Source organism: Candidatus Pelagibacter sp. HIMB1623 (assembly GCF_052047695.1).
GTDB lineage: Bacteria > Pseudomonadota > Alphaproteobacteria > Pelagibacterales > Pelagibacteraceae > Pelagibacter.
This window is the reverse complement of record NZ_JBNAJN010000013.1, coordinates 408516-424981: the sequence shown is the minus strand read 5'-3', so window position 1 is coordinate 424981 and position 16466 is coordinate 408516. Positions and strand designations below refer to the sequence as shown.

At 26.1% G+C, this 16466-nt stretch carries 17 protein-coding genes; 9 read left to right on the top strand and 8 right to left on the bottom strand.

Features of this window, described 5'->3' with window-relative positions; all coding sequences use genetic code 11:
• Positions 1-6: 6 nt before the first annotated feature.
• Positions 7-843, top strand: coding sequence for a pirin family protein (locus tag ACTTBN_RS06685; protein WP_440681633.1), 837 nt, complete (start codon positions 7-9; stop codon positions 841-843).
• Between the two features lie 3 nt (positions 844-846).
• Entirely contained in the window at positions 847-1818 is a 972-nt protein-coding gene (locus tag ACTTBN_RS06680) for a quinone oxidoreductase family protein (protein ID WP_440681632.1), read from the top strand.
• Here ACTTBN_RS06680 and ACTTBN_RS06675 read toward each other — a convergent pair.
• Complete coding sequence (locus ACTTBN_RS06675) at positions 1815-2219, bottom strand: DUF2721 domain-containing protein (RefSeq protein ID WP_075506429.1); 405 nt, start codon at positions 2217-2219, stop codon at positions 1815-1817. The genes ACTTBN_RS06680 and ACTTBN_RS06675 overlap by 4 nt on opposite strands.
• Positions 2220-2268: 49 nt before the next feature.
• Here ACTTBN_RS06675 and ubiA point away from each other — a divergent pair, with 49 nt between their 5' ends.
• Genes ubiA through ACTTBN_RS06650 form a run of 5 tightly spaced genes read left to right on the top strand, consistent with a single transcriptional unit; the run spans position 2269 to position 7887 of the window.
• Positions 2269-3135: a 4-hydroxybenzoate octaprenyltransferase gene (gene ubiA, locus ACTTBN_RS06670; RefSeq protein WP_440681631.1), complete on the top strand. Its 867-nt coding sequence runs from the start codon at positions 2269-2271 to the stop codon at positions 3133-3135.
• A gap of 1 nt (position 3136) precedes the next feature.
• A complete protein-coding gene (locus ACTTBN_RS06665; protein ID WP_440681629.1) occupies positions 3137-4876 on the top strand; it encodes an ABC transporter ATP-binding protein in 1740 nt (579 codons plus the stop codon).
• Positions 4877-4878: 2 nt separating this feature from the next.
• Positions 4879-6117: a 3-deoxy-D-manno-octulosonic acid transferase gene (locus ACTTBN_RS06660; protein WP_440681628.1), complete on the top strand. Its 1239-nt coding sequence runs from the start codon at positions 4879-4881 to the stop codon at positions 6115-6117.
• Positions 6114-7046: a tetraacyldisaccharide 4'-kinase gene (gene lpxK / locus ACTTBN_RS06655; protein WP_440681627.1), complete on the top strand. Its 933-nt coding sequence runs from the start codon at positions 6114-6116 to the stop codon at positions 7044-7046. Before ACTTBN_RS06660 ends, lpxK begins: the two co-directional genes overlap by 4 nt.
• Positions 7033-7887 carry a lysophospholipid acyltransferase family protein gene (locus ACTTBN_RS06650; RefSeq protein WP_440681626.1) on the top strand — a complete coding sequence of 285 codons (855 nt, stop codon included), beginning with the start codon at positions 7033-7035 and terminating at the stop codon, positions 7885-7887. The genes lpxK and ACTTBN_RS06650 overlap by 14 nt, the downstream gene beginning before the upstream one ends.
• Before the next feature lie 3 nt (positions 7888-7890).
• Here ACTTBN_RS06650 and ACTTBN_RS06645 read toward each other — a convergent pair whose 3' ends face one another.
• Positions 7891-8088 (bottom strand): DUF2093 domain-containing protein, encoded by a 198-nt coding sequence (locus ACTTBN_RS06645; protein ID WP_440681625.1) that lies wholly within the window; start codon positions 8086-8088, stop codon positions 7891-7893.
• A 23-nt stretch (positions 8089-8111) separates the two neighbouring features.
• On the opposite strand from ACTTBN_RS06645, the gene purD reads away from it, so the two are divergent.
• Together purD and rsmD are read left to right on the top strand one after the other, a co-directional pair.
• Entirely contained in the window at positions 8112-9377 is a 1266-nt protein-coding gene (purD, locus tag ACTTBN_RS06640) for a phosphoribosylamine--glycine ligase (RefSeq protein ID WP_440681624.1), read from the top strand.
• The gene (gene rsmD / locus ACTTBN_RS06635; protein ID WP_440681623.1) at positions 9374-9937 is read left to right on the top strand and encodes a 16S rRNA (guanine(966)-N(2))-methyltransferase RsmD; all 564 of its coding nucleotides are present in this window, start codon (positions 9374-9376) and stop codon (positions 9935-9937) included. Before purD ends, rsmD begins: the two co-directional genes overlap by 4 nt.
• Here rsmD and ACTTBN_RS06630 read toward each other — a convergent pair.
• From ACTTBN_RS06630 to ACTTBN_RS06605, 6 genes are read right to left on the bottom strand one after another with little or no spacing between them, the layout of a single operon-like run.
• Positions 9934-11100, bottom strand: a complete 1167-nt coding sequence (locus tag ACTTBN_RS06630) for a glucose-6-phosphate isomerase (RefSeq protein WP_440681622.1) — start codon at positions 11098-11100, stop codon at positions 9934-9936. The genes rsmD and ACTTBN_RS06630 overlap by 4 nt on opposite strands.
• Positions 11100-11429 carry a DUF3035 domain-containing protein gene (locus tag ACTTBN_RS06625; RefSeq protein ID WP_440681621.1) on the bottom strand — a complete coding sequence of 110 codons (330 nt, stop codon included), beginning with the start codon at positions 11427-11429 and terminating at the stop codon, positions 11100-11102. Before ACTTBN_RS06625 ends, ACTTBN_RS06630 begins: the two co-directional genes overlap by 1 nt.
• Entirely contained in the window at positions 11429-11920 is a 492-nt protein-coding gene (lspA, locus tag ACTTBN_RS06620) for a signal peptidase II (protein WP_440681620.1), read from the bottom strand. Before lspA ends, ACTTBN_RS06625 begins: the two co-directional genes overlap by 1 nt.
• Positions 11920-14649, bottom strand: coding sequence for an isoleucine--tRNA ligase (gene ileS / locus ACTTBN_RS06615; RefSeq protein WP_440681619.1), 2730 nt, complete (start codon positions 14647-14649; stop codon positions 11920-11922). The genes lspA and ileS overlap by 1 nt, the downstream gene beginning before the upstream one ends.
• Positions 14649-15569, bottom strand: a complete 921-nt coding sequence (locus ACTTBN_RS06610) for a bifunctional riboflavin kinase/FAD synthetase (protein ID WP_440681618.1) — start codon at positions 15567-15569, stop codon at positions 14649-14651. Before ACTTBN_RS06610 ends, ileS begins: the two co-directional genes overlap by 1 nt.
• A complete protein-coding gene (locus ACTTBN_RS06605; protein ID WP_440681617.1) occupies positions 15563-16381 on the bottom strand; it encodes a TIGR01459 family HAD-type hydrolase in 819 nt (272 codons plus the stop codon). The genes ACTTBN_RS06610 and ACTTBN_RS06605 overlap by 7 nt, the downstream gene beginning before the upstream one ends.
• Positions 16382-16466: the final 85 nt, after the last annotated feature.

The following is a 16466-nucleotide window of genomic DNA, read 5'->3' as shown; positions in this document are numbered from 1 at the left end:
ACAGAAATGAAAAATATTGAAGTAAGTAAAATTATTGACCCTATTCCAGCATCGGATGGTGCAGGAGTGAAATTAAAAAGAAGTATTGGTGTTGAGCCAAATTACTTTGATCCTTTCTTAATGCTAGACGAATTTGGATCTGAAAATAGCGAGGATTATATTGCTGGTTTCCCCCCTCACCCACATCGAGGCATTGAAACCGTTACATATATGTTGGCAGGAGATTTTGAACATAAAGATAGCACTGGTGGTGAAGGAAGAATGACCACAGGTGATGTTCAGTGGATGAAAACAGGAAGTGGAATTATTCATTCAGAAATGCCAGCTATGAAAGAAGGAAGACTTCATGGCTTTCAACTATGGATTAACATGCCTGCTAAATTAAAAATGAGTAAGCCTGAATATATTTATATTGATGCAGATAAAATGAGTATTCATAAAGATGATGAGAAACAAGTAAAAGTTATTGCTGGTAAATTTGAAAACGCTGAAGGACCTGTAAAAGGTCATAATGTAGAACCAGTTTACTTTGATGTAGAATTAAAGAAAGATAAAGAGTTTAATTTTAATATTCCATCAACTCACAATACATTTATTTATCTAATAAATGGTGAAATAGAAATTGGTAGTGAGAAACATGATAATGTTAAAGATAGTACTTTAATATTATTAACAAAAGGTGAAGAGCTTAAAGTAAAAGCAAAAACAAATGCTAAATTTCTTGTAATATCTGGAAAACCGATAAATGAAGAAATTGCAAGAGGTGGTCCTTTTGTGATGAATACTAAAGCAGAAATCTTGCAAGCAGTTCAAGATTATCATAATGGTACATTTGTAAAATAAATTATGAATTTAGTTATAATATCAAAAGCAGGTGGACCAGAAGTTTTAGAATATAAAGAACTTAAACTTGAAGATCCAAAAGCTGATGAAGTAACAATTAAAAATCATGCAATTGGTTTAAATTATATTGATACTTATCACAGATCAGGACTTTATCCATTAACTCTACCCTCTCCAATTGGTTTAGAAGGAGCAGGAGAGATAACTAAAATTGGATCAAACGTTAAGGATTTTAAAGTTGGAGATAAAGTTGCATACTGTGCAGCTCCCCTTGGTGCTTATTCAACTCATAGAAATTATCCGACTAAAAACTTGGTAAAAGTTCCTGACAGTGTTGATCTAGAAACTGCAGCAACATTAATGACAAAAGGAATAACTACTTTTTATCTTTTACATAAAACTTATCCTGTAAAATCAGGAGAAGATATTTTATTCCATGCAGCAGCTGGTGGTGTTGGTCAAATTTTTGGACAATGGGCTAAAAGTCTAGGATGCAATGTTATTGGTACTGTCGGTTCAGATGAAAAAATAGAAAATGCAAAACAAAATGGTTACGATCATGTAATAAATTACAATAAAGATAATTTTGCTGAGAAAGTAAAAGAGATCACAGATGGTAAAGGATTATCAGTTGTTTATGATGGTGTTGGAAAAAATACTTTTGATGGTTCAATTGAATGTTTAAAATTAAGAGGAATGTTAGTTTCTTTTGGAAATGCATCAGGCCCTTTAGATCCAGTTAATGTTGCAAAATCAATTCAACCAAAGGGACTTTATTTAACTAGACCTAGTATTATGCAGTACACAACCACAAGAGAAGAGCTTGATGAAGCAGCTAATAAAGTTTTTGAAATGGCTTCAAGTGGAAAAGTAAAAGTAAAAATTTCAAAAAAATATTCTCTTAAAGATATTGCACAAGCACATAAAGATTTAGAGTCTAGGGTTCTAACTGGACCAGCAGTAATACTTCCCTAGTTTACATCTACATCCATATCAGACATATGGAGTTTTAGTGCATTTGTTGAAATTTGAATTTCTCTAATAAAAAAAATAATTGATATAATCATGGATAAACAGCAAGAACCAAATATTACCCTCGCTGCAAATACTTCATCTAAGTAAAGTGCAAAAACAGTAAGCATATTAAATAGGAAGCCAAATGAGGCAAATAAAATTGTCCATCTAAGAAGTGTTATCCTGCCACTTAAATTAATAAACTGCTTCTTCCATTCAGGTGGTATATGCTTTTCATAAACATGCTCATCATGAAGTTGGCGAATTAAGATACTAAGAGAATGAAATCTGTTGCTGTACACACTCATTAGCAATGGAATAGCTGGAAACATTAATGCTGTAACGGTGTAATCTATATTCATGCGAATCAATTTGATTATGAAACTAGCCTTTGTTATTTACAAGTAAATTATGAGCCAATTAAACTTATTTATAGAATTAACAAGATTAAAAAAACCAATTGGTTTTATGCTTTTGTTTTGGCCATGTATTTGGGGTTTAACATTAGTTTATGACTTTAGTGGCGATTTAAATAAATATTTTTTTTATAGTTTTCTTTTTTTAGCAGGTGCAATTTTAATGAGGTCTGCTGGTTGCATCGTAAATGATATTGTTGATAGAAATTTTGATAAAAAAGTTGAGAGAACTAAAAATAGACCAATTGCTTCAGGAAAAATATCAGTAAAGCTTGCATCAATTTATGCATCAAGTCTATGCGTAATTGCTTTTCTTGTTCTTATAAATTTTAATAATTTTACAATAATAATGGCAATGCTTTCAATGCCTTTAGCATTTACTTATCCACTAATGAAAAGAATTACTTATTGGCCACAACTATTCCTTGGAATTACATTTAACTATGGGTTGGTACTTGCATGGATTTCAATTTCTGATCAAATTTCAATAATACCAATAATTTTTTACTTGGGAGCCATATTTTGGACACTAGGGTACGACACAATTTATGGATACCAAGATATTAAAGATGATGAAATTATAGGAGTAAAATCAACCTCAATAAAATTCAAAAATAGTCCAAAAATATTTTTATTGGTTTCATATTTAATTTTTATAATTGCATTGATTTTAATTGGAATACTAATGAATTTTAAAAATTTTTATTTTATGTTTTTGATAGTACCAATATTTCAACTTTTTATATTCCAGGTAAAAAATTTAAAAATAAATGACACAAATGATTGTTTAAAAAAATTTAAAAGCAATAATTTTTTAGGGTCAATTATCCTAATCAATGTCCTAATCGGTAAATTAATTTAAAATGAATAAGAAATTAACTTTTGAAAGACTTTTTAAAGATTATACCAAAAAATATATCAGTAAAATTATTTTAGCAGGAATTTTTTCAGTTTTAGTTGCATCAAGCACTTCTGCAACCGCTTGGTTGTTAGATCCAGCAATTGACAAAATATTCATAAATAAAGATCAAACTTTGATATTATTAATACCTTTAGCTATTATTATAGCTTTTAGTGTTAAAGGCATATCTCTGTATATTGCAAAACTTTTAATGATAAATGTATCTGAAGAGGTTAAGAAATTAATTCAAATTGATATGCTTAAATCATTTATCAAAGCTGACACTGAAATTATAGAGACCAAACATTCTGGAAATTATATATCAAACCTTAATTTTGATGTTAATCAAATCACTAGGATGTTGTCTGAGGCATTTTTAAGTATTTTTAAAGATGGTCTTACTTTACTAGGCTTATTAATAGTTATGTTTGTGCAAAATTGGAAATTATCTTTAATTGCAATTATCATGATTCCTCTTGCATCAATAACTGCAAAAATTCTTGGGAAAAGAATGAATAAAGTTTCAACTGAGGCACAAGAAAAATCAGGAGATCTAAATAGATATCTTATTGATTTATTTAAAAATCATAAAATTATTAAAATTTTTCAAAGAGAAGATTATGAAAAAAATAGATCAGAAAAATTTGTAAACAATCTTAAAGAAAAATCTGAAAAAATTGCAGCCGTTTATATCAGATCAGCGCCAATTATGGAGATACTAACTGGTATAATGATTGCTATTTTAATTTTTTATTCAGGTAAATTGATTTTAAGTGAAGAAATTGGAATTAATAACTTTTTCTCTTTTTTAGCTGCTATGATGTTAGCCTACCAACCAGTAAAAACTCTTACAAAAGTAAATGTTGCAATTGAACAAGGTCTAGCAGCTGCTAAAAGAATTTTGCCAATTATAGACTCAAAAAACTTAATTAATGAAAATGCTGATGGTAAAAATTTAGTTTTTTCGGATGGGAATATCGTATTTGAAAAGGTTAATTTTTCTTACAAATCAAATGCAGACAATCAGGTACTTAAAAATATTTCTTTAAAGTTTTCAGGAGGAAAAATGACTGCATTGGTTGGTCATAGTGGTTCAGGAAAATCAACCATTTTAAATATGATACCAAGAATATATCTTCCAGATGATGGAAATATAAAGATAGATGGACACGATATTTCTGAAATTAATTTGGCATCTTTAAGAAAAGAAATTTCTATAGTAGATCAAAATACCACTCTCTTTGATGATACTGTAATGAACAATATTAAGTACGCAAAACCAGAAGCTACAGATGAAGAAGTTTTTAAAGCTGCTGATCTAGCTATGTGTAAAGAGTTTATAGATAATCTAGATGAGGGATATAATACCATGATAGGAGAAAATGGAGTAAAATTATCTGGAGGTGAAAAACAAAGACTTTCTATTGCTAGAGCTTTCTTAAAAAAAAGCAAAATAATACTCCTCGATGAAGCAACAGCTTCTTTAGACTCTGAAACAGAAGATAAAATTCAAAAAGCTCTAAATGAACTAACAAATAATAAAACAACTATAGTTATAGCTCATAGATTATCTACAATTCTTAATTCTGATAATATTTACGTAGTTGATGATGGTAAAATTACAGACTCTGGTAATCATGAAAATTTATTAATAAACTCAAATGCTTATAAAAATTTTTATGAAAGACAGATAAAAAAATAATAATGTATTTTGTTTATAATTTTTTTTTATATATAGTCTTTTTACTCTCCCCCATTATCTTATTAGTAAGAATCTTAAAAGGTAAAGAAGATCCAAAAAGATTTAAAGAAAAGTTATGCATTTACTCTAAAAAAAATAATTTAAAATCTATTTGGTTTCATGCGGTCAGTGTTGGTGAACTAATGAGCATCATACCTGTACTAAAAATTTTAGAAAAAGATAAAAAAATTGATCAAATTATTGTTACAACTTCTACAATAAGTTCAGCAACAATATTCGAAAAATATAAATTTAAAAAAATAGTTCATAAATATTTTCCAATAGATACTAATTTTCTCAATAAAAAGTTTATTAAATATTGGAAACCTAAAGCTACTTTTTTTGTAGATTCTGAAATATGGCCAAATATGTTTAAAAATCTAAAAAAAAACAACATTCCAGTCATATTATTAAATGGTAGAATTACAAATAGAAGTTTCAAAAGATGGTCCTTAGTTAAAAACTTTTCTAAATCAGTTTTTAAAAATATATCACTTGCCCTTCCCTCTAATTTAGAAACAAAAAATTTCCTCAAAAAACTTGGTGTAAATAAAATTAAATTTATTGGAAACTTAAAATATTATGGTTTAAGCAAAGTTAAAAACAAAGATAAAAAATTTTTAAAAAATAAATTTAAAAATTTTAAAGTTTGGTGTGCTGCAAGTACACATGAAGGAGAAGAAATTATAATTTCTAAATTGCATAAAAATATTAAAAGAAAACAAAAAAATTTACTTACTGTAATAATTCCTCGACATATAAATAGAGTCACAAAAATAATAGAACAAATAAAAACTGATGAACTAAAGATTATTAAACATTCCTCAAATACAGATATAAAAAAAAATACAGATATCTATATAGTGGATACTTATGGAGAAGCATCGAAATTTTATAATTTAAGCAACGTCTGCTTTATGGGTGGTTCGATTATTAATCATGGAGGACAAAACCCATTGGAACCATCAAGATTAGGAAACTACATTATAAATGGTCCAAATATTAGAAATTTTAAAGAAATATACGAATTTTTGTCTAAAAATAATATGTCTACTACCACATCAAATATTAGTAAAATCCAAAAAATTATTGAAAAAAAATTAAACAAAAAAATTTCAAATCTAAATAAAACTAAAATAATTAAAATTGGTGAAAAAATACTAAATGGAAATATGATTTACATAAATAAATATATAAAATGAAATTAAATGAACCAAAATTTTGGCAGGATAAAAATTTTATTTCCTTTCTTCTTTCACCCTTATCTTTAGTTGCTTATTTTTTTAACTTTTTAAAAAAAATTCTTCCAAAAAAAAAATTCAAAATTAAAACTATTTGTATTGGAAATATATATGTTGGTGGAACAGGAAAAACTTCTTTGGCAATTGAAATACACAATATTTTAAAAAAAAAATATAAAACAGTTTTTATTAAAAAAAATTATTTAGATCAAAAAGATGAAATAAAACTTTTAGAAAATTCAGGCAAAATAATTTCAACTGATAGTAGATCAAATTCTTTAAATATTGCTGAAAAAAAAAGATTTGAAATAGCGATACTAGATGATGGTTTTCAGCAAAAAAATATTTATTATGACTTAAAAATATTATGCTTTAATTCAAAAAAGGGAATTGGAAATGGAATGGTTCTACCATCCGGTCCCTTAAGAGAGAGTTTTAATGAAATTAATAATTGTGATTTAATATTTATTAATGGAGAAAATAAGAACAATAAGCTAATTAAAAAATTAAAATTTATAAATAAAAATATAAATATTTTTGAAGGAAAATACTTTCCAACAAATTTAAAAAAAATTAATACAAAAAAAAATTTTCTTATTTTTTGTGGTATTGGAAACCCACATGAATTTGAAAGCACTTTGTCTAAACTTAAGTTCATTGTTAAAAGAAAATTTATCTATCCTGATCATTATCAAATATTAGATAAAGACATTAATGAAATGAAAAAATTAGCAAAAAAGGAAGGATTAAGTATTATTACAACTGAAAAAGATTATTTAAGGTTACATAAAAAGCAGAAAAAAAATATTACTTTTTTAAAAACAAGACTTAAAATAAATAACTTAAATAAATTAAAGAAAATTTTACTTAATATAGATGAAAAAATTTAATCATTTCCTTCAATATTTCTTTATTAGTATTTTTTTTTTCATTTTCAAAATTTTAGGATTTAAAAAGTCTTCAGATTTAGGAAATATTATTGGCAAGTATTTAGGTCCTGTTTTTAGATCTAAAAAATTAATAATCAGTAATCTAGAAAAAGCTGGTATTAATAAAAATCAAAATAAAATAGCTTCTAATGTTCTTGGTAATTATGGAAGAATACTTGCAGAATATGTTCATCTTAAAGACTTTAAAAATAATAAATTAAAAAAATATATTTCTATTGAAGGTGCTGAACATCTTGAAAACATTAAAAAAAATAAGAAAACAGTAGTCTTTGTGTCTGGTCATTTCAATAATTTTGAACTTATGGCAATGCAAATTGAAAATTCTGGTATTGAATGTGCCGCTTTATATAGACCTTTAAATAATCCATTTTTAAATAAGTTAATGGAAAAAATCAGAACTAGGGATATTTGCAAAACTCAAATTAAAAAGGGAAGAGCTGGAACAAGAGAGATAATTAAAAACTTAAAACAAGGAAAATCAATTGCCCTAATGATTGATCAAAGAGTAAGAGAAGGAGAAAAAATAAATTTTTTTAATAATTTAGCTACAACAACTACAATACCCGCTCAATTAATTAAAAAATATAATTGTGATGTTGTGCCCATTTATATTGAAAGAAATAAAAATAACTATTTTAAGATGTATGTGTCTCAGCCAATTAAAATTAAAAAAACTAAATCAATTAAAGAAATAACTTTATTTTTAAATGTTGTTTTAGAAAAAATGATTCTTAAAAATGTAGATCAGTGGATATGGTCGCATGACAGATGGAAAGAATAATAGTTATTTTGTATTGTCTCTTTCTCTTTTAATAGAAGCTTCTTTATAAGAAAAGTATGGCTCTTGAGCATCAACATTCCAATAATTTAAATTTTCTAGTAAAATTTTTTTTCCTGAGATGGCGCAAATAACATGATCACCTTCCTCAATTATACTAAAATTATTTGGTAAATATTTTAATTTAGCTAATTTATTTTTCATTTATAAGATATATAAATAAATATATGAAAATTGCAATTTTAGGAAGTGGTGGAAGAGAACATGCAATAGCGCATTCGATATCTAAATCAAAAAAAATTAAAAAAATTTATTGTTTACCTGGAAATGCTGGTACCTCAGATTTTGCAAAAAATTTAAGTATAAACATAAATAATTTTCAGCAAGTTTATGAATTTATAAAACAAGAAGGCATCAATTTAGTAATAGTTGGTCCTGAACAACCCTTAGTAGATGGTATAGTAGATTTTTTAGAGGAGCGTTTTATAAAAGTATTTGGTCCAAATAAAATTGCTTCACAATTAGAAGGATCAAAAATATTTACAAAAAATCTTTGTAAAAAATTTAATATACCTACTGCAAATTTTGGAGTTTTTGAAAATATTGAGGATGCAAAAAATTTCCTAAAAAATGTTAATTTTCCTATTGTTATTAAGGCTGACAATCTTGCTGCTGGAAAAGGTGTTTACATATCCAAAAATTTAAAAGAAGCAAATATTGCTGTTGATGAAATATTTGATGGAAAATTTGGTAAAGCTAAAAATATATTAATTGAGGAGTTTTTAGATGGTGAAGAGATGAGCTACTTCATTATAAGTGATGGAAAAACTATAAAAAACTTTGGTACAGCTCAAGATCATAAACGTGTAGGTGAAGGTGATACTGGCAAAAATACAGGGGGTATGGGGGCATATTCTCCATCAAGATTAATAAATAAGGAATTGGAGAATAAAATATTAAACAAAATTATTAAACCTACTTTAAAAGGTCTTGATGAATTAGGCACAAATTATAAAGGTTTTTTATATGCTGGGCTGATGATTGTAAATAACGAACCATATCTTATCGAATACAATGTAAGAATGGGTGATCCAGAGTGTCAGACAATACTACCTATGTTGAACGCAGATTTATTAGATATCGTTGAGGCATGTGTTGAACAAAAATTAGAGCAAACAATAATTGATTGGAAAAAAAAACAAAGCTTATGCGTAGTTTTGTGCTCTAAAGGGTATCCAGATAATTATGAAAAAAATATTAAAATTAATAATTTTGAGAAACTAATTTTAAATGAAAATAATTATTTATTTCATGCTGGAACTGAAAAAAAAGAAAACAATATTTTAGCTGTAGGAGGAAGGGTATTGAATTTTATTTCACTTTCAGATGATTTAACAGACGCAAGAAAAAATATACATGAAAACTTGAAAAAACTTGATTGGAATAAAGGTTTTTATAGAAAAGATATTGCATTTAAAGTAATTGATAAATGAGAATTATCTCAGGAAAATTTAAAGGAAAAAAAATTTTAGAGCCAAATGATTTAAATACTCGACCCTTAAAAGATTTAACCAAAGAATCAATTTTTAACATCATTAAACACTCAAATAAATTTACAATAAATCTTGAAAATTCAGAGATACTAGATCTTTTTTCAGGCACAGGTTCTTTTGGCATCGAGTGCATATCAAGAGGAGCAAAATTTGTAACTTTTGTAGAAAATTATGATGGAATATTACCCATATTAAAAAAAAATCTAGCAAACTTAAAATCGGTTTCAAATTATTTTATAATTGAAAAAAATATTTTTAATAATTTAAATCTAAAAGAATTAAAGAAACAATTTGATATTATTTTTTTAGATCCACCTTATAAAGAAAAAGAATTAAATGAGTTATTGTCATTTTTAACAAATGAAAAAATTTTAAAACAAAATGGAATAATTATAATTCACAGACATAAAAAACAGATAGATAGTTTACCAAATCAAATTAATATTTTAGAAGAAAAAAAATATGGGATTTCAAAAATATTATTTTGTAATATTTCTTAAATTAAAATTTTTTTTGTTTCTTTTTTAATAAGCTCAACTGCTGGTTGATCAAAAGGATTTATATTTAAACATTTGCCAATTAAAATTGTTTCAAGAATAAAGAAACAAAAAAGCTCTCCTAAACTTATTTCATCTCGTTTATTGATTTCAAAACTTCTAAAAGGAATATTTTTTTTTCTAAATACATTTTCTGTTGCATTCTTTTGGGCATACATAATTTTATTTAAATCTTTATTTTTTAAATATTCGTAATCTGATAAAATTGTATTATTTCTTATTTTTATAGAATTTTTTTCTTTCACAAAAAAAAATGTAAAAAAATTGTTTTGAAATCCGTCTAAATAAAGCTGCATAACACTATGATTATCTTTAGGCATATTTGATACTATTGGCAAAATACCTAGCTTTTTTTTACCTAAACTCTCAGCCACTAATTGTTGGTACCAGTTAAATAGATTAGTAGAAGACTCGTCATAATTTATTATCACGGAGTTAAATTTCTTAATTTTTAAATAAAAAATAACACTGGATACATTAGTTATTAAAGCATCTATAAACTTTTTATTTTTTATTAAATTATTTAATTGTCTAAACTTTTCTGGCTTTAAACCCATCAATTCTGATGGAAGCATCCCTACCTCTGATAATACCGAATATCTTCCACCAATATAATTATTATGATTAACCACTTCACATTTGAGCTGATTAGCAAGTTGTTTCAAATAACTATTTTTATTTTCTGTAATTATTAGATTTTTGTCTTTTTTTTTTATTAGAGTATTAAAATTAACAATAGTTTCAATTGTGTTACCTGATTTAGATATTACTAAGTTATTAAATGGTTTATTTGATAATGTTTTTGGTTTTGATTGAAGATTATCAACAAAAAAAAATTTTTTATTAATTTTTTGTCTTAAAAAATCGTATATTGCCTGAGCACCTAAAGTAGATCCGCCCATACCTATGATTCTATAATCAAAGTTTTTTTTTAAAGATCTAAGATTTTTAAAACTATAATTGTCTTTATAAGTTTTTCTTAAGGATTGAATTACTCCATCATTATTTTTTAAAATTGATTTTAATTTTAAATGAATTTTTTTATTATTTTTTTTATTAATTTTTTTAATTTTAAAATTAATAAAATTAATATTTCTACTTAACATTAATTGTTTTTAATTTTCTCTATTAATGATTTTTCAAAATTTCCAACACTTTCCTCACTGTCGCTAGAAATATCAGAATTATTGGTTTGATTGTTAACAATTAATTTTTTTAAATTATTTTCTTCATTTTCGTTTTCAACTACCTTTTCACTTTTGGGTATTGGTAAATTTTCAAAATCAGGTGGCATTGAAAGTGGTGATTTTTTTTCTACTAAAAATTCATCAGTATTATTTTTTCTTTGGGGATCCATTGCATCTTTAACTGATCCACAATTATTTAAAATTATCGTAGCAAGTATAAGGAAAAGATAAATTTTAATTTTTTTCATCAATTTTGTTTTTTATTTGTAGCTAGTTCTAAAAGAATCATTCCAATTACACCCACAGTTATAAATATATCTGATACATTAAAAATAAACCAATGAAAATTTCCTACATGAAAATCTATAAAATCTAATACTCCATTATATCGTATACGATCGTATAAATTTCCAAGAGCACCTCCTATAATTATCAATAGTAACAACCTTTTAAATCCTTGATTTTTGATCGCCATGATTATCAAGATTAAAATTATAACTGAGATAAAAAAACTTAAAAAATGATACAAATTCATCTTATCAAAAGATAATAGGCCAAATGATATACCTCTGTTCCAAATTGGAAAAATGTTAAGATATTTAGATGAAAATATCTCACTTCCAAAATTATTTTGAGTCAAATGAAGTATATAAATCTTTGTAATGCGATCTAAGATATAAACAAAGAAAACAATTGATAAATTTAAGTAAAACTTTTTGTTGTTTTGTATTAATTTCATCAAGAACTTTGGGGACAAACAGATCTGCCACAACCAGTTTCATTTATTTTCCAGCAAATTGAACACTTGGTACCTTTAGCTTTAAAGGTTTCAACAATTATCTCTGAATTCTCCTTAAAAGAAATCTCAGCATTTGATGTTATACATATTTCAGAAAAATCAATATCATTGGTTACATTTTTTAATTTTTGATCTAATTGAATTTTAAGATCTGCTTCTAAGCTAGATCCAATTTCTTTACTGGCTCTTTTTTCTTCAATACTGATGTTGCAAATATTTCTAATATTTATTAACTCATTCCATTTTTTCTCTAATTCCTCATTTTGGAAATGATCAGGAAAAGTTAAAAATTTTTCTAAATGAATACTTTTTTTATCTTTAAACAAAAGTCTGTAAATTTCTTCTGTAGTAAAAGATAATATAGGAGCAAACCATCTTAAAAGTGAATTTAAGATTATGTTTAATAGCAAAATTGTAGATCTTCTTTTAGCTGAATCCTTATTATCACAATACAAAGTGTCTTTTCTAATATCAAAATAAAATGCAGAAAGGTCAACTGTACAAAAATTTAAAAGTTCTTTGTATAAATTATGGAAATCATAATTTTGAAAATATTTTTTAAATTTTAAGTTTAAATTATAAATTTTATGAAGCATGTATTTTTCTAATTCTGGCAATGCATTCAAGTCTATTTTTTCAAAATCAATTGTTTCAAAATTGTCATTTATATTTCCTAATAAATATCTAAATGTATTTCGGATTTTTCTGTAAGAGTCAGCATGTTGATCAAGGATTGAGTAATCAATTCGTAAATCTTCAGAATAATTAGATGAAGCTACCCAAATTCTTAAAATATCAGCACCATATTTTTTTAGAATATCTTCTGGAGCTATTACATTCCCCAAAGATTTTGACATTTTTAAACCTTTACCATCTACGACAAAACCATGAGATAAAATAGATTCGAAAGGAGCTCTACCTCTTGTCCCACAAGATTCTAGTAAAGATGAATGAAACCATCCTCGATGCTGATCAGAACCTTCAAGGTACATTGATGCTGGCCATTTTAAATCTTCTCTTTTTTCTAAAACAAAGGAATGCGTTGAACCACTATCAAACCAGACTTCTACAATATCACTTAATTTTTTATAATCTTCTGCTTTATATTTATTTCCTAAAAATCTTTGAGGATCGTCTGAAAACCAACAATCAGAACCCTCTTTTTCATAAATAGAGGCAATATTCTCATTTACCTCATCATCTATTAGAATTTCATTTGTTTTTTTATGAATAAAAATTGGAAGCGGAACACCCCAAACCCTTTGTCTCGACACACACCAGTCAGGCCTAGTTTCTATCATTGATTTTAATCTTTCTTTACCTTTGCTTGGATAAAAATTTGTTTCATCAATAGCTTTTAATGCTTTATCTCTTAGATTGTGACTTTCCATAGATATAAACCATTGTGGGGTGGCTCTATGAACTAAAGGTGCTTTTGATCTCCACGAATGAGGATAAGAATGAACTAATTCTCCATTAGCTAAAAGATTTTTTTGCTCTTTTAATTTTTCTATTACAATAGGATTTGCCTTAAAAATATGAATTCCCTCAAATAATTTAACATTATCAGTATATTTTCCATCACCATCAACTGTCTCTATTGCTTTCATTCCATTATTTAAACATAAATTAAAATCATCAGGGCCATGACTAGGTGCGCAGTGAACTATACCTGTGCCTTGCTCTGTAGTAACAAATCTTGCCTCCAACATTGGAATATCATAATCATATCCAAGTTGAATAAATGGATGATTACAGATAGTGTTTTTAAATTCTTTTCCTTTAAATGATTTAATTTTTTTGTAATTTTTTATTTCACATTCTTTAATTACATTTTCTAATAAAGCATCAGCTATTACTATTTTTCTATTTTGAAAATCACCATCATCATTAATTTCAATTAAAATATAATCTAACGACTCATTATAAGCTAAAGCTTTATTGGCAGGAATTGTCCAAGGGGTTGTTGTCCAAATGACAACATCTGATCCAATTAAATCTTCTATCTCTGAATGTTTAACTTGAAATGATGTATAAATTGTATCAGATTTGTGATCTTGATATTCAACCTCAGCATCTGCTAAAGCAGTTTTTTCAACTGTTGACCAAAGAACAGGTTTAAATCCTTTATATAAACTTCCCTCTTTTAAAAACTTACCTAGTTCTCTAACTATTTGTGCCTCAGCATCAAAACTCATTGTTGAATAATAATTTTCCCAATCACCAACAACACCTAATCGCCTAAATTGACTTTTGTGTATTTCAATCCATTTTTCAGCAAATGACCTGCACTCTTTTCTAAATTCTACTATTGGAACTTCATTTTTATTTTTTTTATTTTTTTTATATTGCTCCTCAATTTTCCATTCAATTGGTAAACCATGACAATCCCATCCCGGCACATAAATTGAGTCTTTTCCATCCATTTGGTGAAATTTTACAATTATGTCTTTTAAAATCTTATTAAGAGCAGTTCCCATGTGAATATTTCCATTCGCATATGGTGGACCATCATGCAGAATAAATTTTTCATTACCTTTGCTAGATTTTCTTAATTCATCATATAGTTGAATTTTGTTCCAATAATCTAATATTTCTGGCTCTCTTGTCGGGAGATTTGCCTTCATCGAAAATGCTGTTTTTGGAAGATTAATTTCGGTTTTGCTCATTATGTTTCTTTTGCAATTTTTAGATCAGATTTAATTTGGTTTCTAAGTTGAATAACATTTTTAAATTTTTTCTCTTTTCTTATAAACTTTAAAAATTGCACTGATAAGTGCTTATTATATAGATTTCCAGAAAAATTAAATAAATGTACCTCTAATAAGATCTTTCTTTGATTAAATGTTGGTCTGTAACCTAAATTTGCTATCCCTTTTAATTGTTTGTTATTATTTTTTCTTAAAACTCTTACAGCATAAACACCCGGTTGAGCTAAAACGTAGTCTTTAATATCTATATTACATGTCGGAAAACCAATTTTTTTTCCAATTTGCCTCCCCTTTTGAACTATTCCATCAACTGTCCATGATCTTCCTAAAAAACTATTTGCTTTATCTAAGTTTCCTTTCTCTAAAAAAGTTCTAATCAATGTTGATGATACAGTTTTTTTATTTTTTATAAGAGGTGTGGGTTTAATAACTTTATAATCATAATTTTTTTCATTATTGATTAATAAATTAACATCTCCCTCTCTTTTAAAACCAAATCTAAAATTATTGCTTACAAATATAAATTTACAATTAAGTTTTTTAAATAAAATTTCTTTAATAAAATTAATTGATTTAACTTTAGAAAAATTCTTATTAAATTTTTTAGTTATAATAAAATCTACTTTTAGCCCTTTTAGTAATTTTAATTTTTGATCTACAGAAGTTATTTTAAAATTTTTTAGAGATTTATTGAAATACATCTTAGGCATCGGATTAAAATTAATTACACCAATTTTTAATTTATATTTTTTTTTATATGATTGTGCTAATTTAAATAATTTCTGGTGTCCCAAATGAACACCATCAAAGTTACCAATTAAAATAATAGATTTTCTATGTAGATTTTTTATATTAAAATTTTTATATATTTTTACCATTTTAATTCAGATTGAGTAAAATTCACAATACTCTCATATTCTCTTGAAACTTCTGCTATTCCACTATTTCTTATTTCTTCTCTGTGTATGCCATTACAGATTAATAGAGAGTCGTAATTTAATAAGTTGGCGCCTCTAATGTCAGTATTTAAATTATCACCAATTGCCAAAACTTTCTTACCGACATTATTAATAGATTGATTGTATACTTCAGGGTGAGGCTTTCCAAAATAAATTACCTCTCCTCCCATTTTTTCAAAAACCATAGCAACTGACCCAGCGCATAATTCTCTAATATTTCCACGATCAACAATTAAATCAGGATTGGTACAAATCATTTTTTTATCAATATGTTCTTCAAATAAGTTTTTGTAGTAATTTAAATCATTTTCATTTTCTTCAAATAGCCCAGTACAGAGTAAATATTCACTTTCTTTCAGTTCAGTGGATTTGTTGTTTTTAAACTCATTAAATAAATCAAAATCTCGAGGTGGTCCTATGTGATAAAAATTCTTTGACTTAAATGATTTCTTTAAAAAGTTTAGCGCAGCCTCTCCTGAAGTAAAAACATGCTCTGTTAAATCTTCTTTCATTCCCATTTTTTCCAAGAATTTATTTACTGTATCATTGGGTCTAGGAGCGTTAGTTAAAAGTACAAAATCTTTACTCTTTTTCTTTAATTCGTACAAAACTTCAATCGCCTCTTTATGTAATGAGATTCCATTGTGAATGACGCCCCACAAATCTATGTAAAAAAGCTCATAATTATCTACGATAGATTTTAGGCCCTCTAAGTCTAAATTTTTAGTCATTATTGTACCTATAAACCATAATATTTAGATTTTCCTAGCTTAATTAGCATTAATGAATTCTCCTATCTTGAAATAGTTTATGAAA